Annotated in this window: 15 protein-coding genes; 5 read left to right on the top strand and 10 right to left on the bottom strand. The window is 42.0% G+C overall.

The window, feature by feature from the left end:
- Nucleotides 1–36 precede the first annotated feature (36 nt).
- The 8 genes from CXF95_RS27175 to CXF95_RS27140 form a co-directional block, all read right to left on the bottom strand.
- The gene (locus CXF95_RS27175; RefSeq protein WP_101201537.1) at nt 37–654 is read right to left on the bottom strand and encodes a hypothetical protein; all 618 of its coding nucleotides are present in this window, start codon (nt 652–654) and stop codon (nt 37–39) included.
- Nucleotides 655–1102: 448 nt separating this feature from the next.
- Nucleotides 1103–4207 carry an efflux RND transporter permease subunit gene (locus tag CXF95_RS27170; RefSeq protein WP_101201536.1) on the bottom strand — a complete coding sequence of 1035 codons (3105 nt, stop codon included), beginning with the start codon at nt 4205–4207 and terminating at the stop codon, nt 1103–1105.
- Entirely contained in the window at nt 4207–5295 is a 1089-nt protein-coding gene (locus CXF95_RS27165) for an efflux RND transporter periplasmic adaptor subunit (protein WP_101201535.1), read from the bottom strand. Before CXF95_RS27165 ends, CXF95_RS27170 begins: the two co-directional genes overlap by 1 nt.
- Nucleotides 5296–5538: 243 nt before the next feature.
- Nucleotides 5539–5880, bottom strand: coding sequence for a hypothetical protein (locus CXF95_RS27160; protein ID WP_232788073.1), 342 nt, complete (start codon nt 5878–5880; stop codon nt 5539–5541).
- Nucleotides 5881–6408: 528 nt separating this feature from the next.
- Nucleotides 6409–9390 carry a caspase family protein gene (locus CXF95_RS27155; RefSeq protein ID WP_101201534.1) on the bottom strand — a complete coding sequence of 994 codons (2982 nt, stop codon included), beginning with the start codon at nt 9388–9390 and terminating at the stop codon, nt 6409–6411.
- A gap of 299 nt (nt 9391–9689) precedes the next feature.
- A complete protein-coding gene (locus tag CXF95_RS27150) occupies nt 9690–10403 on the bottom strand; it encodes a triacylglycerol lipase (protein ID WP_101201533.1) in 714 nt (237 codons plus the stop codon).
- 82 nt (nt 10404–10485) lie between these two features.
- Entirely contained in the window at nt 10486–11997 is a 1512-nt protein-coding gene (locus CXF95_RS27145) for a deoxyribodipyrimidine photo-lyase (protein ID WP_101201703.1), read from the bottom strand.
- Nucleotides 11987–13252, bottom strand: coding sequence for a DASH family cryptochrome (locus CXF95_RS27140; protein ID WP_101201702.1), 1266 nt, complete (start codon nt 13250–13252; stop codon nt 11987–11989). Before CXF95_RS27140 ends, CXF95_RS27145 begins: the two co-directional genes overlap by 11 nt.
- A gap of 483 nt (nt 13253–13735) precedes the next feature.
- Between CXF95_RS27140 and CXF95_RS27135 the strand changes: the two genes are divergently transcribed.
- The 5 genes from CXF95_RS27135 to CXF95_RS27115 all read left to right on the top strand — a co-directional run bounded on the left by CXF95_RS27135 (nt 13736) and on the right by CXF95_RS27115 (nt 17927).
- Complete coding sequence (locus tag CXF95_RS27135; protein ID WP_101201532.1) at nt 13736–14356, top strand: phospholipid-binding protein MlaC; 621 nt, start codon at nt 13736–13738, stop codon at nt 14354–14356.
- A gap of 199 nt (nt 14357–14555) precedes the next feature.
- Nucleotides 14556–15527: a zinc transporter ZntB gene (locus tag CXF95_RS27130; RefSeq protein WP_198556727.1), complete on the top strand. Its 972-nt coding sequence runs from the start codon at nt 14556–14558 to the stop codon at nt 15525–15527.
- Nucleotides 15509–16075 (top strand): hypothetical protein, encoded by a 567-nt coding sequence (locus CXF95_RS27125; protein WP_101201531.1) that lies wholly within the window; start codon nt 15509–15511, stop codon nt 16073–16075. The genes CXF95_RS27130 and CXF95_RS27125 overlap by 19 nt, the downstream gene beginning before the upstream one ends.
- 153 nt (nt 16076–16228) lie before the next feature.
- Nucleotides 16229–17035 (top strand): alpha/beta fold hydrolase, encoded by an 807-nt coding sequence (locus tag CXF95_RS27120; RefSeq protein ID WP_101201530.1) that lies wholly within the window; start codon nt 16229–16231, stop codon nt 17033–17035.
- Nucleotides 17028–17927, top strand: coding sequence for a GGDEF domain-containing protein (locus CXF95_RS27115; RefSeq protein WP_101201529.1), 900 nt, complete (start codon nt 17028–17030; stop codon nt 17925–17927). The genes CXF95_RS27120 and CXF95_RS27115 overlap by 8 nt, the downstream gene beginning before the upstream one ends.
- Nucleotides 17928–17945: 18 nt before the next feature.
- Here CXF95_RS27115 and CXF95_RS27110 read toward each other — a convergent pair whose 3' ends face one another.
- Both CXF95_RS27110 and arsB read right to left on the bottom strand, forming a co-directional pair.
- Nucleotides 17946–18950, bottom strand: a complete 1005-nt coding sequence (locus CXF95_RS27110; protein WP_101201528.1) for a phospholipase A — start codon at nt 18948–18950, stop codon at nt 17946–17948.
- Nucleotides 18951–19079: 129 nt separating this feature from the next.
- The gene (gene arsB, locus CXF95_RS27105; RefSeq protein ID WP_101201527.1) at nt 19080–20108 is read right to left on the bottom strand and encodes an ACR3 family arsenite efflux transporter; all 1029 of its coding nucleotides are present in this window, start codon (nt 20106–20108) and stop codon (nt 19080–19082) included.
- Nucleotides 20109–20128: the final 20 nt, after the last annotated feature.

Genomic DNA, 20128 nt, shown 5'->3' with positions numbered 1-20128 from the left:
CTAGGCGTTCTCACCCTCAACGTTTATTCGATGTGATTAGTTGCCATAATAAGTTGGACCAAAGTCAAGGCTAAACTTAAACCCCAGAAAAACAGAACTCATGCTGCCAAACTCGGACATATTAGGAAAGTATCTTACCCCCATGATGGCAGAGACATTGGAAGACACTTGATAGTGGGCTGAAATGGCTAAAAATCCGTTGATATCACCGGTTTCTGAAAAGTATTTTTCTTCATTAAGTTCAGCCCAAGTAAACTTATTATCTGTTAATGACGCGGCTACACCTAATTGGTATTCCAGAGTGAAACGTCTCATTGTAGGGTTTCGAGCTGTGAATTGATGGCGATAAGAGAGCGATGCCTCGGCGCTATTAATCGGAAATTTCAAGTTACTATTATTCCACTCAACAAATACTTCATCATACCGACTGAGCCCTAAGCTCCAATAAAATGGGCTTCTACGAGAAAAATTATCGGCAATAAATATTGTATACCCTTGAGTCTCAGACTCAGTGCCTTGGTGAGCACTACCGCCAACTTCTAACGCTTGTGAAGGCAAAGAAACCACTAATAAAGACAAAACTGTTAGAAAGACGGCGAAGACTTGCCCCTTAATCGAAACACATTTCCCAACCAATCTATTATTAAACACCATAAATTCCTCAACTTAAAATAATCAGATGTTCCCTTAAGCCAGACAGTGGCAACGATAAAACGGAACATTCACAAATATTAAAACAACACTTACAAGTAGTACATCAACTAGCAAGTATTAAACCAACAATATCTGACAGCTTCAAAAGGAGGTAAACGAAGATCATTCTAGGGCCTAGACAAGCACGTTATTCTCATCAAATTTTATTATAGCCTTGACGAACCTTAAGGCGTGACTGTCGTTATTCTGTGTGATGAAACTATTGATTTTACTTAATGAACCCATTTATCTCAGTTGCATATTATACCCATACCAATCTATTTGAGCTTGAGGAAGTATACTAGGCTTAACCAAAAATACCCTTCACAGGATAAACTCATTTATTCCCACTTAGTCAATCACTAGAGCGCTTGGATATCCCCCCTACTTAGCATTAGCTTATATCTGATTACAACTGCTTTTGAGCCGCTTCTAACTCTAGGTTCAAGCGATTTTCTTCATCCGCTTTAGGTTTGGTAAAACGTGCAAAGGCGTAATACAGCACAGGTGTCAAAAATAAGGTAAAGACAACGGCTAAGCCCAGACCGCCAAACACAACCCAACCAATAGCATTACGTGCTTCAGCACCCGCGCCAGTGGAGAGAATAAGCGGTAAGCCACCTAAAATAGTAGACACCAATGTCATCATAATTGGGCGCAATCTTACCTTACCGGCTTCAATAATGGCCTCTTTAACGTCCATGCCAGCATCACGTAGCTGGTTGGCAAATTCCACCAGCAAAATTGAGTTTTTAGCTAATAAACCGATCAACATGACTAAGCCAATTTGCGAATAAATATTGATTGATGTGCCAGTAAAATACAGTGCATAAATAGCGGCAGCAATACCAAAAGGCACTGTTAACATCACGACAAAAGCACTGTTAAAACTTTCAAATTGTGCAGCCAAGACCAACAGCACAATTAAGAATGCTAATAAGTAGGTCAGCATCACTTGTTGATTGGTTTCTTGATAGGTTAGCGCTTCACCTAAAAACACTACTCCAATGCCAGCTGGTAAGGTGTTGTTGGCTAATTCTCTAATAGAGGTCACCGCTTGCTCAATGGTGACTTCAGCAGGTAACTCCATTTCTAATTCTATTGCGCGGCGCTGAGCGTGACGCTCTAGTTCGGCTGCTACACCTTCTTCGGTAACAAAGGCCACGCTTGAAAGGGGGACTAATCCACCGTTGGAAGAACTAACATACAAATTAAGGATGCTGGCAGGATCTAACGAATTTCGGCTGCTTGACTGCAATATGATAGGCACAGCCTGATCGCCTACATTTAAATCAACAATATCATCGCCATTGATAGCCGCACGTAAAGTCCGTGATATATCATCAAAGGCGACACCTAACTCTTCTGCTCGACGTCTATCGATGCTCACTCTTAATTGCGGCTGAGTCGGCTCGTAAGAAATTTCAACTCTGCCTAACTCCGGCAATGTTTCTTCGATTTGTTTAGTAAAGTCCAGTGCGGCTTGATAAATGTCTAGGTAATTATCGCCCGTCAAGGCCATTTCAAAGCCCCCGCCAAATCCTCTTAAATTCAGGCTGTTGCTACCGAATGCGCGACCGGGCGCACCTGCTACTTGAGATAACATAGGACGTAATTCGTCAATAATCTGTTGTTGTGTGCGCTCTCTATCTTCCCATTTGGCTAATGGAACAGTGATAAACAGGATATTAGGATCCCAACGGCCCACGACCGTATAAATCGATTCGATTTCGCCTTGGTTAATATTGGGCAAAAGTAACGCTTCGGTTTTTAGGGCTTGCTTGTCCATAAAGTTAATACCTGTGCCATCTGGGCCACGGGCAAATATACGTATCACGCCTCTATCTTCGGGTGGTAGTAACTCGTTATCTAATTCATTAAATATATAATAAGCGCCAGCACCTATTAACGTGCAAACAACAACAACGGCAACCGAAAACTTTAAAACAAAATGCAAAGCCCGCACATAACCATTAACACAGGCAGTGCCAAAACGACTGAGTAGGCCCGGTTGTTTTTGTTTTGAGACATCAATAGCGGGAATTTTTGCGGTCAGTGCTGGCACCAAGGATAGTGCAACAAATGATGAAATAATGACACTTCCGGCTAATACCCCGCCAAATTCTCTAAACAATCGCCCTGCAGTGGAGGGTAAAAATGCAATGGGTACAAATACCGCAACTAATACCGCGGTGGTAGCCACAACAGCAAAAAAAACTTCACGGGTTCCTATTACCGCTGCCGCTCTAGCTCCCATACCCGCAGCTCGGCGGCGCTGGATATTTTCTGATACCACTATGGCATCATCCACTATCAATCCGGTGGCTAAAACCAAAGCCAGTAAGGTCAGAATATTAATGGAAAAACCAAACATCCATAGAATTGCCAAAGAGCCAATTAAAGAGACAGGGATCGCTAATGCGGGAATTAAGGTTGCTCTAAATTTGCCAATAAATAGCCATAATGTCGCTATCACCAAAGCAATGGTTAAAACCAGTGATTGCAACACCTCGTCAACTGAGTCGCGGATAAATTCAGCATCGTCTGAGGTGACTGTCATCTCTAAATCGGGAAAACGTTGTCGTAAACCATCCACCATTGATAACACTTCGTCTGAAATTTCGATGGTGTTAGAGCGCGCTTGCCTAATCACACTCAAACCAATAACAGGCTTGCCGTCTAAACGCACTATGCTGCGAAGGTCAGCGGGACCAAAATAAACGCTGGCGACATCGCCCACCTTGACGTCGCCTGAGATCACAATGTCGCGCACGTCTTGTTCGTTCACAGATGTCGCATCAGCGCGGACTATTAATTGATGATCAGTAGAACGTATACTGCCAGCTGGTACATCAAAGGGTGCGGTACCCAGAGCTCTAGCTACATCAGATATCGATAACTGGAAGCTGGTTAATCGTAAATTATCGACACTTACTCGCAGTACACGCTGGCGGTCGCCATCAAGACGCACATCGGCCACACCTGGTACATTTAAAAATAATGGCGCTAGGTCTGTTTCAACTATGTCAGTCAGGGTTTCTAAATCATATTTTTCACTAGAAACCGCAATATTAACCACACCTTGGGCGTCGTTGTCTGCTTTAACAATAGCTAGCTGTTCCACTTCTGTAGGTAACCTTCGTTCGACTTGAGCCACTGATTCACGTGTTTCGTTAGCGGCATCTTCGATGTCGATACCGGGACGAAATTCTACTCGAATGCGGCTATTGCCTTCTTCACTTTGGGCTCTAATGGCTTTCACGCCACTCACTCTTGCGACTGCACCCTCCAGTCGACTGGTCACTTCAGAGTCTACAGTTTCAGGCGCGGCACCGGGATAGTTAGCAGAAACGGTAATAATAGGCCGGTCAACGTCCGGTAATTCGCGGACTTCTAGAGAATAAAGGGCTGCAATTCCGGCGGTAACAATTAATAGATTCAGTACTAAAATCAATACGGGTCTGCGGATAGATAACGAGGGTAAGTCGTCTTTAAAAAGAGTATTTTTGAACATTAGCCCGCAACCTTTTGTGCAGCTTGTTTTTGGCTCAATTTCAGGTCACTGTCTAGGATATTTTGAATGCTTAACGCTTGGCCATCACGTAACCCTTGGATCCCCTCTACAATCAAGGTTTCGCCGTCGGTTAAATTTCCGGTCACCAGAATTCTACCTCTTAACCTTTGTTCTATTTGTACGTCTACACGTTTGGCTTTTTCGTTTTCAGCTAACCATACAAAGGCACCGTTTGCACCCCAAGATAACGCGGCCTCAGGGATCGCTATATACAATTCTCCTCGTACCTCTAAGGTCACTCGAAAACTCATACCAGGACGATATTGATCGTTTAGATTGTCTAGTTGCGCTCTTGCTCGTATCGTTCTGTCTTGGAGGCTGACTCGGGAGTCAACCTCAACCACTTTTGCGGGTAGAAGAGTCAACCTGTCAGTCCAAGGCTGCAATTGAACCATAGGTTTTTCCATCAAATAAGACACGGCTAGTTCTGGTGCCACAAAATTAACAAACAATCTGGTTCTATCATCTAAGGTGGTAATTTCAGTTTGTGGGGTGATGCGATCGCCTGCCTCAACATCGGTTAACCCAACAATGCCGTCAAAAGGTGCACGCACTAATCGGTCTTCTATATTCTTTTGCGCTTCTAATAGAGAAACACCAGCCAATCTAAATAGGGTGTTGGCATCATCAACCTCACGCTCAGTCACTGCACCTTTTTTAAAGCTATTTTTTACTCTCTTAAGATTTTTTTGGGCATCTGCTAACTCAATTTCTGCTCGCTGCATATTGACATCTTGCAACCTACTGTCTAACTCAAGTAACACATCATCTTTTTTTACCGCCTGTCCCGGCACGAAGTTTAAAGATGTGACTTCATCTGAAACACTGGCAAAAAGTGTCACTGCACGTTTTGCTTGGGCTGAGCCTACAGCCTCTATTTTTGAAGTCTCATATTCAAAACTTATTCTCTCAACCACCACAATTCGTGGGCGATCTGCACCGCGGTATTGTGCTGCAGCAGGAAGTGTCAGCATCAGCACCCCAAAAGATACAAGCATACTGATTAAGGTGAATAAACGAGATAACATGATTAGTTAGAATTCCTAGGCTATTAATTCAATTAACAGTGTATAACAGCAAATAACGGTAAAATGATCACTATTTTAGTGCTTTGAGCAGCAGTAAATTTGTAAAGTTTTGTTAACGTTGAATCTTCAGGGTTGGATGTGAGTGCATCAGAGAATGTAACAGAGAGAGCAACAGGCTCTAAACGTAATCTGTACACCACTCAAAATGGTATTTGCATAGCCCCATTAAAATCCAAAACATTTTTAATAATTCAGGTCTTTCACATTGAAGAATATAATAATAACCAGAAGATACCAGTAAATCCCAAGGGTTACCCACAAATGCAAAGTGATACTATTGATAGCAAGCTGGTTATTTATGACCACTCCATTAGATTTTCTATAAATGGAGGTAACGGGCTGAGTCAACCCAATAGAATTGCGTTGATGAACGTCTAGTTCAAATTCTTCTAAATCAATGTTATTTCCCTTGGCATATCTTTTGCCAACTGTAGTAAATTTGGGTACGCCTACTACAGGCGTACCTAAAGTTATGACCTCTTGCGCTACACCTGTGAATAAACGTGCGACTTCTCGGGTGAGCACGCCACCTAGACTGTTCTCCGGAATTTCACGTTTTATACTACAGACAAAACATTAGTATCATAAAGGGTTGTGGCATGCGGTTAATTAAGTCACATGTTTTTCGGGCGATTTAGGAGGGTATGATGTATTAATATTCTTCGTCCACCGGCAAAGGGGTTTCACTCTGCCTATACTAATCACTGCATATTAACTCTGCATCGCATTACCATAGACAAATAATAACTGTATAAAGAAACGTAAACGGGGGTAATCATTTAGTATCTTCTAATCTAGTAGCACCAATAAAAATAAGGATTGTTAAAATGTCTGGTGACCCAAAAGACCCATTTTCTGCTGATGAGTCCAGTGCTCCTTAGCGCCGCCGATAAACACCAAATATATCGAAACTGGAATGAGTTGCCGGAGGCATTAACACAACATTTTTTACTGGAAGATCCGTCTGCGATTAATCCAGTAAAGTTGCCTCCTGGCATGTTATTACTGACACAGATGGAAATGATTGGTGACTTTGATTTTGAAAACGCCCTTCTACCGGGACCAGAAGGGCACGTCGCTCCAACGCAATCCAAAATCCTTCATAAGCTTGTTCATCGGGTAGATATCAATGGCTTGCGGCTGATTCTTAAGGGTGTGTGGGCCGTAGTCTCTCCACGACCAACCTAGGCCAGCAACCAGCAAACCACCACCCGCCTCCACATGCTGTTTGATCAGGGCTATTTCTACTTCGCTAAGGTCACTCCAGGCATTGCCAACCACTACCACCCCAGCATTTTGTATGGCCTGCTCGAAAGGCAGATTTTCCACTGTTAAGTCGTAACCGGCTGCAGTCAGCCCATCCCGTATTTTGTTATAACCGCTCGGATTGTAGCGGGGTAATGTCTCCAGGTGACCCTTGGTAAAGTACACAGTGGGGTCATAATCAGCAATCAACCAATTGAGTGCTAACTCAAGAAACAGTGACTCACCGTTTTTGTCGATATAGGTCAACAAATTCTCGTGGCCGGCGGCCATAATACGACCCTGACCAAACACGCCCGCCGCTACAAAGGTGCCCTCTTGTGGAACAGTAACTAACTTATGCCAGCGCTCATCCACAATAACCACTCCCCCTTGTGAGTCACTCCCTATTAAGTCTGCCAAGCGGAAAAAATTTCCACGTTGCAAAATATCTAGATAGATCTGATCACGGGTTTCCCGCGCCAAACGAGCCTGATCTGCCTGAAATTCTGCCTCTTCAGCCTGAAATTCTGCTTCTTCGTCCGCAAACTCAGCTCTTTGCGTCTGGAACTTCGCTTCTTCCAGAGCAAGTATGGATTTCTGGGCGTTCACACCCGCTTCTAGGTTTTTCTGATACGCTATCAGGCCGACCGTTGACAATGTCAAAACAACCGTAGTCGCAATGGCAAAGACACGATTGCGTAAAGCCTTACGGCGCTTATCGCTGGCGCTAACAAAACGTTGTTCAAGGGCGTTGAGCTCTTCACCTTTAGTTAGGGCCAGCGGAAGACGAGGATCATCATGCCAGGTTAATCCTTTGTCTTCACTACTATCTCGCCAGACTGAGCCAGAGCGCCATATGTCTCGCAGTAAACTCTGTGAACCCGATTCGCTCAACCAATCCAACAACAACTCCCATGCCAGCACCAAGGTGTCGTGTGCGGGTTCAATATCCTCATTACCTATCACCAGTAAGCGTGCGCTTACATAGTCCTCAATTACCTTATCAACCCGTTCCTGCTCGTTCTTATCGCTATACTGCAACTCCGCCAGTTGGATACGCCGTCGCGCCAGACGCGCGCCGTCCTGAGTTAACATTCGCAGAAAGACCCGCTTAATAGTCCTCTGGGTAGTTTGATCAGCAGCGTCAAATAAGGCCGTGGCGCGTTTATGTAAAGAGCCCACCACACCCCCGATTTCTTGATAATCTACGCGCAATAATGCGCGGTCATTGGCGCCGGTTTCTCGCCGACGCAAGAGCGCACAACGGTACATTTGTGACAAAGCAAACGATAACATCGGCAGGGCACCGGGCATGGCCATTACCTCATCAATGAGATCTCCAATTAACTCTTCATCCTCGAGAAATAAGGCTTTGACTCGCGCGGGACCCTCAATACATTCGCGAAAGTCTTCACTTGAAAAGACTGGCACTAGATAGCGGTTTTCAGACCATAGATCACCCATGGCTTCGCTGTTGACGAGACGAGACTCAAAATCAGAACGTAGGGTGATCATGATATAGACCTGGTTTTTGTCATCGATAAGCTGTCGCAGACGTGCCAGATAGTCAGTCCGCAATTGGGGGTCAGTACACAAGGTATACAGTTCCTCGAACTGATCGATAAACAACAATTTGTTGCTGTCTGTCGCTGTATCCTGCAATTCTGCCAGAGCTACATCAAGAGATTGCATGGGTGTGGCACCAAGCCGCTCTGATCGTACAACGGCCCAACCTCTTGCTTGCAATCTAGGTAATACGCCAGCTTTAGCCACGCTGGATTTTCCGGTGCCAGAAGCGCCAACCACGGCGATGAAATCTTTTCCATCTGCCCGCAGCAATTTCTCGATAATCTCTGCTATAACGTCCTCGCGGCCAAAAAACAGAGAAGAATTCTCGGCATTGTATGAGTTAAGTCCAAGCCAGGGATTGGCTGAATCATCTAGCGGCGGGTCGGGAATGGTTTTCTTGGGATGCATCGGATTGCGGAAAATATACTGGCCTTCATTGTCAGGTCGTAGCGGCCAAATTCCCGGTGTCTGTTTACTGGTGGCATCCATTGGCACCAGTTCATTGAAGGCAAATTGGTACAACTCCGTAGCGGTTATTACACCGTCTGGTTCATGGTTTCCTTGGGCAGAGTCGGCGTTTCCAGCCAGGCCAGATAGCAAAGCGGCGGCAAATGGTGAGTGACCCTCGAATTGATTACAATCGCGAGTATTGTCGCGCCCTGGTGCCACGTCCATTGCTTTTTCATCGTGAGAAGCTGAGGTTAGTACCTGCCAGGCCCGACCATTCAAATAACGCTGATACTGACTTTCATAGAGGGGTTGTTCGATAAACATATCACGAGTTGCAGTCCAGCGAAAAGATCCTGCAAAACAACAATCAAGAACAATCAAAATATGTCGATTAAGATAGGACTCCAGAGCTTTGCGTATACGCTCCATGGCAACCCAGGACTCCAGTTCACCAGGAGTTGCATCCTGAGGCAATAAAAAGCCTTTGGGCCCCTCGCTCCCGTCTCCACGGGCAACGCCGTGTCCGGCGAAGTACAGTAAAAAAGCATTATCTTCTTTCATGACAGCCGGCAGAGTTTTCTCGATGTGCTCATAGATGGCGTCGGCACTAGCCTGCTCATCCAGCAGACAAGTAACTTGGTAACCATGGTGCTCTTCTAGAGCGGCCGAGATGGCACTGGCATCTTTGACCGCACTCTGCAAAGAGCTGATAGTACCGCGATAGTCGTTGATACCAATAACCAGCGCATAGCCTTTTAGTAATTCACTCATGGGGTGCCTCTATCTATAAGTGAGGAAGGGGTCAGCATAGGGTACTCGTTAACGCCAATTAGCAAGAGGGGATAACACGTCATAATATTACTCCTAACGGTTTAAGGAGCCAGTCGACATAGAGTAATGCTTCTCCAAAATAGTACACATTTTGCATAATTCAAGCAAGACAGTACAAAGGACGTTTATTCTGTTGTTCAAATTTCTCAGCACAGAACTACCCAATGGCAGGTTTTCCATCTAAACCTTCTATTCCAAAAAACGGCTCAATCTATCCGATATAACTATGCTTGAACGACTCAGTTCCCCAGAACTTCAGCAATGGTCAGCCATACTTTTGGGTTAACTCCCAAACCCAAATGAGAGCTATTTATCTCAATATTGATAGCATGCTGGTTATATATATCCACCGACGCCTGCCAACTAACCACACCATCTGATTTGCTATAAATTGAGGTAACGGGCTGAGTCAACCCAATTGAATTGCGTTGATGTACCTCTAGTTCAAATTCTTCTAAATCAATGTTATTTCCCTTGGCATATCTTTTACCCACTGTAGTAAATTTAGGGCCGCCAATGATAGGTGTGCCTAACGTTAAGACCTCTTGCACTACATCAGGGAATAAACGTGCGACTTCTCGGGTGAGCACACCACCTAGACTCCAACCGATTAATGTGACTTTTTCACCGTCCAAGCTTTGAGATACTGATGCAACTCGATCTCCCAATCGCATCATATCAGTGTTGACCTTGCCCATATTTCGCCCTAACTCAGTATAATAGACAGCGTAACCTAGATATTTAAGGTAGGCACCAAGTGGGCGCATGGAGTGATCATCAGCTAAGTAACCGGGCACTAACATCACTGCTCGCCCATTGCCTTTAGGTGCTTTACTTAATGTTTGAAGATGAAGTGCAAGTGAAGCAAACTCAAAAGGTGCTCTAATCTCTCGCACAATGTCGAAGACAGTAGGCGTGGAAAATTGTGGTGGTTTTGACAAATCAATATTCAAAATGGAGTCTCCGTATCTAGAGGTTTTATACTACAGACACCAGATTATTAGCATACAGGTCAGTAGTCTATTGTTAAATAGGTTACATATTCTTGGGACGATTTGGCCGAGTGTGACGCCTCAATATACGTCGTCCCTCGGCTTGCACATCATCACGCTTTTGGAACGCCCATAATTTGTCTCTAGCCGCTTTGGCGCTTGCTTCAAAATCAATGATAGGCATTGGATAATCGACACCTAGGTGAAGATCGTACATTTGCTGTTCCATTTGTGTCAGTTGCCAGGGCTGATGGATCAACTCTGTGGGTAATTCCGTTAGTTCCGGACACCACCTTCGTATAAAGTCACCTTTGGGGTCTTTTTCTTGGGACTGTTTAATCGGGTTATATAAACGAATGATGTTAATACCTGTGATACCGGCTTGCATATGAAATTGTGGATAATGAATACCCGGCTCAAAGTCCAAAAACAACTTGGCTAAGTGTGTCACTCCACAGCGCCAGTCAACGTCAAGTTGATGACATAAAAAACTCACTAACATCGAACGCATCCGAAAGTTTATATAGCCAGTTTGATGTAAACAGCGCATACAAGCATCGATTAATGGAAAGCCAGTTTGACCTTGCTTCCATGCCTCTATGTTGGCTTTGCCTAAGTCACTTTCATCATATTGATATTTTTCGTAGGCTCGATTAACGGGGCGAAATTGCATCTCAATTTCACTCTCAAATTTTTGCACGAAGTGACAATGCCAATGTAACCTTGAAGTAAAGGCAACGAGTGACCTGCGCCAGCCTTTTTTTTGCCAATTGCCTAGGGTAAATTGATACACTTGCCTCAGGCTGATATTTCCCCATGCTAAATAGGGAGATAACCTTGAGCATGCTTTACGGCTAGCTGTAGGGCTAGAAATTGAGTAAGCATAATCCTTACCTCTCTCAGCAAAAAAATGATGCAATGTATACCATGCTCGTTTTTCACCACCCGCTTGAAACTGAGGATGGGGTGTTTGCCATTGTTTCGGAATATCAGGCTGTTGCTGTTGAAACACCGAGTGCCCTTGAGCAACAAAGTTAATATCTTCCAGAGGCCGGTCAAAACAAGAATGGCGCATACGCTTTTGCCAATTTTTGTCCCAATCATGGCGCTGAGTTAACCCGCGAATAACTGCCCCATAACCAAATTCTGACCATCGAATAGCGTTTGAATCGCACCACAGGCCCACGGATTTATCTCGCTCAAAAGTATTGCTTAAACCAATTTCTTGATGACTGAAGATATGTTGGATGGTAAGGGTTTTTAATAATTGTGAAAAAACAGCTGTGGCTTCGCCCTGCATAATAAGTAACTGGCAGTTAAAAGGCCCAAGTTGTTGATTAATATCTTGTAATGATTGCCAAATAAAGCGCCAATGACGAACATCAAAGTGGGGATCTTCCAGTAAGATTGGTTCAATAATAAACAGAAGTAGTAATGGGTTACCGTCAGCTGAAGCGTTATAAAGCGCTTCATGATCCCTTAACCGTAAGTCCCGTTTTAACCACACCACATTGACCTTATCGGATCCCAAATCGCCAATCTTATTAACTGTCACCACCTAACCATTTATTCCTAAACACAGCCTGTGGATCATAGGTGGCGGTTTGTTTGTTCAAATCGAAACGTCTATGGCCACGGGGATCTGCACCCACACCTGCCAGGTATTGCCAATTCCCCCAATTACTTGCCACATCGTAATCAATCAACTGTTGTTCAAAGTATGCCGCGCCATACCGCCAATCTAAGCCCAGTTCATGTACAAAACAGCTGGCAACCAACTGTCTGCCACGATTTGACATATAACCTGTTTGATTCAGTTGGCGCATACAGGCATTCACTATGGGATATTCGGTCATGCCTTCACACCAGCGAGTAAACATTTGCTGGTTAAACTCAGTTAATGGTGCAACTTGTTGGATACCACTAAAGTGAAATAACCTGGCTTGATGTTTGGCTAGATACCACTGAAAATATTCGCGCCATAACAATTCAAAATAAAGCCAGTCGCTAGAATCATTGGCTCCACGCTGCGCTTCGTATTCTTTGATAGTGTGATAAACCGTCCTTACCGACAAACAACCATTCGCTAACCATAGTGATAACTTACTTGAGCTATCCCAAGCATCGAGTGCGTTGCGAGTCTGTTTGTATTGCTTAATTAGGTCAGTACCAAACAAATAATAATTTAACTGTTCACCAGCTGCATATTCGCCACCTTTCATATCGCCTTGTGGTGTTAATGGTTCTGGCACTTCAGGTATTGGCTCTATGGTATTGGGGAGCGTTGCAAGTGCTTCAACGGGTAAATCTATCGAAAGATTCTCTACTTGTTTTCTAAAAGGAGTAAAACTTTTCGGTAAATCTTCAAGTTCAAAAGGTAAATCGTTGACGGAGAAAAGTGAATGGCCGACCTCACTGATAAATTTAACTTGGGGGCAGGCATTTTGTAACGCTTTAAACGATTTTTGTTCATAGAAACCCGGATGAAAATCGGCGCCAATATGAGTCACAGTGTATTGCTGCACTAAGTTGCTCAATGTGGGATGGGATGGGGAGTCTAAAATCAGCAAATATTGTTTTTTTTGCCTTAAACTTTTATCTAGAGCCAATACACTTTGGTATTCAAATATTTCTTTAGGTTTACCGGTATGAACTTCACAAATACTGTCTTGGAGTGTTTGGTTATAACCTTGAATATAAACACAAATAAGCCAATCAACCTGTTGGCACAATTTATTAAAAGTAGGGTTGTCGGTTAAACGCAAATCGTGCCGGAACCAATACAATCCTATTGTTATTTCAGATTTCATGGGTTGTATAAGTGCTTCAAGCAAAATAAGATCAATGAATGAGTATAAAAACATGAATAAATTATCCTGTTAATTTTCTCAATCCAAGAAGGCTAGAATCGTAAACCTGTCGTATAGTTATAGGAATAATACACTATCATAAGTTAGTTTGTTAAATTTTAACGTTGAAATGTCATTCATTAATTTGATCACAACAGCAATTACGTTTATTGATTTTAGCTTGATAATTTTGAAGTGGGTTTCTTATAGCAATGAAAGATTTATTATTCGGATAATTTACATTCCATTCAAAACACACTAAGAGCAATATTCAATACACCAAACGACCTACATTATTTATGTCTTAAATTATATAAAAACGAGAATATTCTCATTAGTGGAGGCAATAATTGTTTCCCTTCCCTTTTAGATACTAGTCAAGACAAACCAATAGTATAATGTGCTCAATATACAGACTAAGGAACACACTTGGAGATTTACCCCATGTTGAAATCGATAAAAGTAGTTATTTTAATGTTAACTATTAGCTTTAATGCGTCAGGAATGGAATCGGACAACCCCTATGTGTTTGTTAAAGACGTAGCATCTGCCACTTTCGCTAAGATGAAACAAGATCAAGCCATAATAAAAAAAGATCCCCAAGTATTGAGACAAATTGTAGAACAACAGTTAATGCCCCATGTTGATCATACTTATGCTGCTCTGAGTGTTTTGGGTACTCAAGCAAAAGATATCCCGCGTGAAAAATTAGACCAATTTTTTGAGCAATTTAGATTGTATTTGTTAACCACTTACTCAGCCTCTTTGAGTAGTTACACGAATCAAATTGTAGAGTTTGAACCTTCTCGACCTATTGAAAACAAAAAAATAGTGTCAGTGAAAGGCACAATAAAAGAAGCCGGAAAACCAGATATTAGAATCACTTTTCAAGTGCGTCGTAATAAAGAAAACCAATGGAAGGCTTTTGACTTAGTAGCTGAAGGCATAAGTATGGTGCAATCAAAGCGGGCTGAATTTGCACCTATGATTAGGCAAAAAGGCATTGATTCTGTCATCGAGTTCATGCAACAAAAAAGTACTAAACAACCCAAAACTGCAAAATAATCTAATGCAAATGGCCCTATGAATATTCCAATCTTGGTTGTATCACCTCAGCCAACGATTAAGATTGGTTGTTCATAAAAGTAGCTTTTGGCAACACGATATTGTGATTGCCTTCCCACAAAGGGATATTCATGTGGACGGAAAATTGCAGTTGTTAATATCCAATGCCAGTAGCACTGCAAATGCACAGGGAAATTAAATGAGCCAAACATCTAAAGCTATGTTGTGGGCCTTGAATATTGATACCAAGGTATCGACTATATCACCGACAATTGAGCATAGTGTTGATGCTACGGCGTTTTCTGGTTTTCAGTGGTTTCATATTCAAGCGGACGCCCAAGACTCAAAAGAATGTTTGCAAGGTTTAGGTTTACAGACTGAAATTATAGACGCGTTATGCACCACTGAGACCCGCCCAAAAGCGATGCAGTTTGGTGATGGTATGTTGGTATATTTACGTGGCATAAACCATAACCCTGATGCAGACCTAGAAGATATGGTGTCATTACGATTATGGATCAGCGATAAGCTAGTGATTTCTGCTAGACGTAAAGACCGTCAATTACTGTCGGTGCAAGACGTAAAAGAAGCATTAGAAAAAGGCTATACTCCTTCATCTCCTCTGGACTTAACCTTAAAAATCATTACCAAAATTGCCGACAGGATCAGTGAAACTGTTGATGTGTTAGACGAACAGCTTACTGAATTCGAAACCTTAGATAAGTCTGAAAAACAAGACAGAATTAAACTTTCAATGGTGCGCAGGCAAGCTGCCGCAATACGCCGCTATTTAGCGCCACAACGAGATGCACTTGACGCAATATACCGTTTCAATAAATCACTAAGCCAACAACAAGCTTTTGAGTTGCGGGACCAGACTGACCGCATGACTCGCTACGTTGAAGATTTAGACCTAGCGAAAGAACGTGCCATGGTTTTACAAGATGAACTACGTAATCGTATTGCTGAACAACAAGGCATGCGTATGTACGTGCTTTCCTTAGTCACCGCAATATTTTTACCCTTATCCTTTTTAACCGGTGTATTTGGTATGAATGTGGCGGGATTACCCGGTACTCAAGAGCCTAAAGCATTTTTCTATTTAGCCACAGCTATGCTTATATTGGCCATAGTGTTGCTAATAAGCATGGTATGGAAAAAGTGGTTTTAAGCATTTTATTTGGAGCAAAACCTTTGATTAAACAAATACTTTTAGTTCTTGGCCTTTTTAGTCTGTACAACCCTCCAGTATTTTCACAACTGGAAAAAATGTTTCAAGTGGTTAACGCTAAAACGATTGATAGAAATTTAGCCTTGCAGTTTCCCATTGATAAGACATTTCAAGGCACCTCAGCCACGTTTTATGATGCCAAGATACTCATAAACACACTGGATCAATCCATTAAGTTACAAATGAAAGTATCCTCTAATAAAGCTGAACAAAGTTTAATCGCAAAATTAGTGTTTACCGGCGATATGCAATACCACCCATTTACAGAGTCATATCAGCTTGAAAATCTACTATTAGACAGTTTTAAAATTGAACAAGATTCTTATTCCGACTCGCAACCACCAATAAAAATGATTAAACAAAGTCTTATCAATGATTTTAAGGATATAGTGCTGTTTAATCTAACAGAAATAACCACACTTTCACTCAGACGCCCTGCTGACGAAATTGAAATATCAATGAATCAACTACTTTTTATTTGGCATTAGATACATTGAAGTATTAGTGCAAATTAACAGTTCAAAACAAAGTATTGGCTGTGATAATCCATACTCGATACCAGATGATTTATCTTTAATAAACTTTCATTAAGTTTAAGATTAAGAACACTATTACCGATACTCAATAGAGGTGGAAACGACATGTCATTTGCGAATGAAATCATTAAAAGAAACCATGTGAGTATTTTAGGGTCGGGCGAAAAAACCTTGGTTCTGGCTAATGGTTTTGGCTGTGATCAAAATATGTGGCGTTTTATGTTACCCGCACTAACCCCTCATTATAAAGTGGTGTTGTTTGATTATGTAGGCTCAGGAAAATCCGATTTATCTTGTTATGACCAAACACGTTACAGCTCACTAGAAGGTTATGCTCAAGACATTCTGGATATTTGTGAAGCGCTAGATTTACAGGATGTCACCTTTGTGGGTCACTCAGTCAGTAGCATGACGGGTCTCATTGCTTCAATCCAAAAACCAACAGCGTTTAGCAAGTTGATTATGATTTGCCCCACGCCTTGTTTTTTAAATTTTAAACCTGACTATATCGGTGGGTTTGAAAAATCTGACCTAGAAGAACTCATCGACTTAATGGACAAAAATTATATTGGTTGGGCAAATTACCTCGCACCTCTGGTGATCGGTGCAAACAATTCTGAAACACTAGTGGCTGAGTTATCGGGAAGTTTTTGTTCGACCGAACCTGTAGTGGCCAAAACCTTTGCCAAAGCGACGTTTTTTTCTGATTACCGTCACCTATTAAAAGACGCAAAACACCCAGTATTAATTTTTCAAAGTAGTCAGGATGCCCTTGCATCAACAGACATCGGAGATTATATGCTGCAACAATTACCAGATGCAGAATTAAAGCTCATTGAAGCTGAAGGGCATTGTTTACATATGACTCATCCAGACATCATCAACCAAGAGTTAAAAAACCACATTGACTAACAAGGCCATTAGCTTTTTACATCCCAGCCCAGATGCATTCCAGTCTGGTGCATTGATAACCGATAAAAACCGGAATATTATCTATGCTAATGCGTATTTTTCTGATGAACTACATTGGAAACTTGAGACATTGCTAGGTAAAAGTTCAGATGATTTATTTACCTATTCATCGAAGATATTTATCGAAAGTTATTTGATGCCAATGTTATTACACGAAAAAAAATGCGAAGAGATTCAATTAGCTTTATTAGACGGCAATAACAACCGCATCTCGATAATTGTGAGTGCAAAAATGGATGAACAAGGACATGTTTATTGGAGTTTTTTCAACGCATCAAATCGTGACAAACTATATGAGGAACTTATAGCTACCCGAAAGAAGTTAGAAGCTCAAGCAAAGGTTTTAACGTTGATGGCATCAACAGATGAGTTAACTGGACTGATGAATCGCCGCGAACTCAATTTGCGGGCACCAGAGCTCCTGAATCAAGCAAAACGATATGCTCATAAGATTGCTTTGATCATGATTGATATTGATCACTTTAAAAAAGTGAATGATTCATTTGGACATATGCAAGGGGACCGTGTTTTAAAAGAATTAGGTCAGCGATTAAAAAAATTGGGTCGTCAAACGGACTTGATTGCAAGATTTGGTGGCGAAGAATTTATCATGTTCTTGCCAGATACAGATGTAAAGGATGCCAATCTGTTTGCTGAGCGACTACATAAGTTAGTATCAAAAATAGAAGTCAACAACATCCCAATCACTGTCAGTATAGGGATCACTATGAGCGATGGTAGTCAAAATCTCCATCATTTATATCAACAAGCTGATGACGCTCTTTATCTAGCTAAAAATAATGGCCGCAACAGAACCGAAATTTACTCATAAACATCAGACTTTAAAAGGCTACAACCAATTAGTCAGTTTAAATCCGATACCTAACCTATGGGCATGATGGTTGTAATAAATCAGACTTTCGCCATATCCATTAAAGTATTCTATGTACCCTTGAATACGGTCGTTAATAGGAAATGACCAACCCAGTTGAATCGCTCCTCTGTTATTATCGCTGCGTAAGTTGTTTCTAAGCATAAATTCTAACGAATTTTTATCGGATATGCTCCACAGCCCGCCTATTTCACCATAACCCATGTACTTTTCGATATCTGGATTATCGTCTCCTGCGGGATCAAGTGCGGTTTTTTTATCGTTTTCTGGCAATCTATACCACGTTCTAATGCCCCACAACACGTTATCAGCTGGGGCAAAAGCAAAACCTAGGATGACTCTATTCCAACTGCGTGATAGCTGTCCTGTTTGGCCATTTGACTGATGATTAAATGACAAGGTGGTTTGTTCAACAGGCAATCCCAATAACGACCAAGCATGGTGATAATTGAGTATCACTTCTGGTTCATAATTAGTCTCTCGAAAAGGTGCTGAAATATCACTATTGTAGGCTTGCCACCAGCTGGTAGTGGTAAAAGCAAATTGTAGGTCGAGATCTTTAAATATCAGATCTTGCGTGAACAAATACTTTAAAGACACTTGAAATTTAATTTCAACATTATCCAACTTTGAACCAACAGGAGTACCAATATAGGGCTCTTGATTAATACTAGTCACGCTGGCGGGCAACACAAAATTGGGCTTATGGGGTATGATTGCAAAAGGGTTTTTCGACGCTTGTTTTTCTAGCTCAACACGCTGCTTAAATAAAGTCGGCGCTTTATCTGCGCAACTTTGGCGTAATTCACCCACAGTTTGTTCCGGTGTTGCTTGTTCAAGGGCATTTATTAAACACTTATCTGCACCTTTTAGCTTAGTTGAAGCTGACTCAGCACTATTAGTCTTAGCACTAGCACTATTTACACCAAGCATAGCGGATAACAATAAAACAAAAGCTTTCATAGCCCTATACTTCCCTGATGGTCTTATTTAAAAAGGTTAATGTTGCCAGCACAAGTCAAGAATGCAGACACTATTCGGAGTTGCTTCTGTTTTCAGTTTTCAGTCTTCCTACCAAGCTCGCATCTGCTGTTAATCAAACCAGTGGCGAGTTCTATTAACAAAATACACCAAAGACAACATCACTGGCACTTCAACCAAGACCCCAACCACAGTGGCCAAGGCAGCACCTGAATGTAATCCAAACAACGAAATGGCCACAGCAACCGCCAACTCAAAAAAGTTAGAGGTGCCAATCATACTAGCGGGCCCAGCAATATTGTGGGGTAATTTTAGCCGCATAGCAAAAAAGTAGGCAATAGCAAAAATGCCATAGGTTTGGATAATGAGTGGTATCGCTATCAACAGGATAGTCTGAGGTTTGGCCAATATAGTTTGCGCTTGAAAACCAAATAATAACACCACAGTAGCGAGTAAACCCACTATCGACCAAGGTTTAAGTGCTGCGACAAAACTATCAATATGTTTGTGTTCGCCAAGTTTTTCGGCTTTTTCATCTAGTAACGAACGGGTTAATACACCTGCAATCAAAGGTAATAAAACATACAGCACCACCGAAATGAGTAGGGTATTCCAAGGTACTTGAATATCACTGACACCTAATAAAAGTGCAGTCAAAGGCGCAAAGGCAAAGATCATAATGATGTCGTTAATCGATACTTGCACCAAAGTATAATTGGCATCACCTTTGGTCATTTGGCTCCAAACAAATACCATGGCGGTACAAGGTGCCACTCCTAACAAAATCATGCCTGCAATGTATTCATTGGCAGATTGCGGGTCGACCCAATCAGCAAAAAAACCTTTAAAAAATAGCCATCCTAAAGCAGCCATTGTAAAAGGTTTAATGAGCCAATTAATGACCAGTGTTAACGCTAACCCCTTAGGTTTTTTTCCAACATCTTTGATGGATGAGAAGTCAATTTGGATCATTATGGGGTACACCATTAACCAAATCAGTACTGCCACTACTATATTGACATGGGCATACTCTAAACTTGCCACTAGGGCAAAAACCCCTGGAATAAGACTGCCTAAAAGCACACCCACTATGATGCTGATGCCTACCCAAACAGATAAATAACGCTCAAATAATCCCATATTTTTGTTCCTCTATGCTT

Source organism: Paraglaciecola sp. MB-3u-78 (genome assembly GCF_002835935.1).
Classification (GTDB): Bacteria; Pseudomonadota; Gammaproteobacteria; order Enterobacterales; family Alteromonadaceae; genus Paraglaciecola.
This window is presented reverse-complemented; position numbering and strand designations above follow the sequence as displayed.

Bases quoted from the DNA above. Each gene is read 5' to 3' on its own strand.
- CXF95_RS27135 (WP_101201532.1), top strand. From the start codon at position 13,736: ATGTTGAAATCGATAAAAGTAGTTATTTTAATGTTAACTATTAGCTTT.
- CXF95_RS27125 (WP_101201531.1), top strand. From the start codon at position 15,509: ATGGAAAAAGTGGTTTTAAGCATTTTATTTGGAGCAAAACCTTTGATT.
- CXF95_RS27155 (WP_101201534.1), bottom strand. From the start codon at position 9,390: ATGAGTGAATTACTAAAAGGCTATGCGCTGGTTATTGGTATCAACGAC.
- CXF95_RS27175 (WP_101201537.1), bottom strand. From the start codon at position 654: ATGGTGTTTAATAATAGATTGGTTGGGAAATGTGTTTCGATTAAGGGG.
- CXF95_RS27120 (WP_101201530.1), top strand. From the start codon at position 16,229: ATGTCATTTGCGAATGAAATCATTAAAAGAAACCATGTGAGTATTTTA.
- CXF95_RS27130 (WP_198556727.1), top strand. From the start codon at position 14,556: ATGAGCCAAACATCTAAAGCTATGTTGTGGGCCTTGAATATTGATACC.
- CXF95_RS27170 (WP_101201536.1), bottom strand. From the start codon at position 4,207: ATGTTCAAAAATACTCTTTTTAAAGACGACTTACCCTCGTTATCTATC.
- arsB (WP_101201527.1), bottom strand. From the start codon at position 20,108: ATGGGATTATTTGAGCGTTATTTATCTGTTTGGGTAGGCATCAGCATC.
- CXF95_RS27110 (WP_101201528.1), bottom strand. From the start codon at position 18,950: ATGAAAGCTTTTGTTTTATTGTTATCCGCTATGCTTGGTGTAAATAGT.
- CXF95_RS27165 (WP_101201535.1), bottom strand. From the start codon at position 5,295: ATGTTATCTCGTTTATTCACCTTAATCAGTATGCTTGTATCTTTTGGG.
- CXF95_RS27140 (WP_101201702.1), bottom strand. From the start codon at position 13,252: ATGAAATCTGAAATAACAATAGGATTGTATTGGTTCCGGCACGATTTG.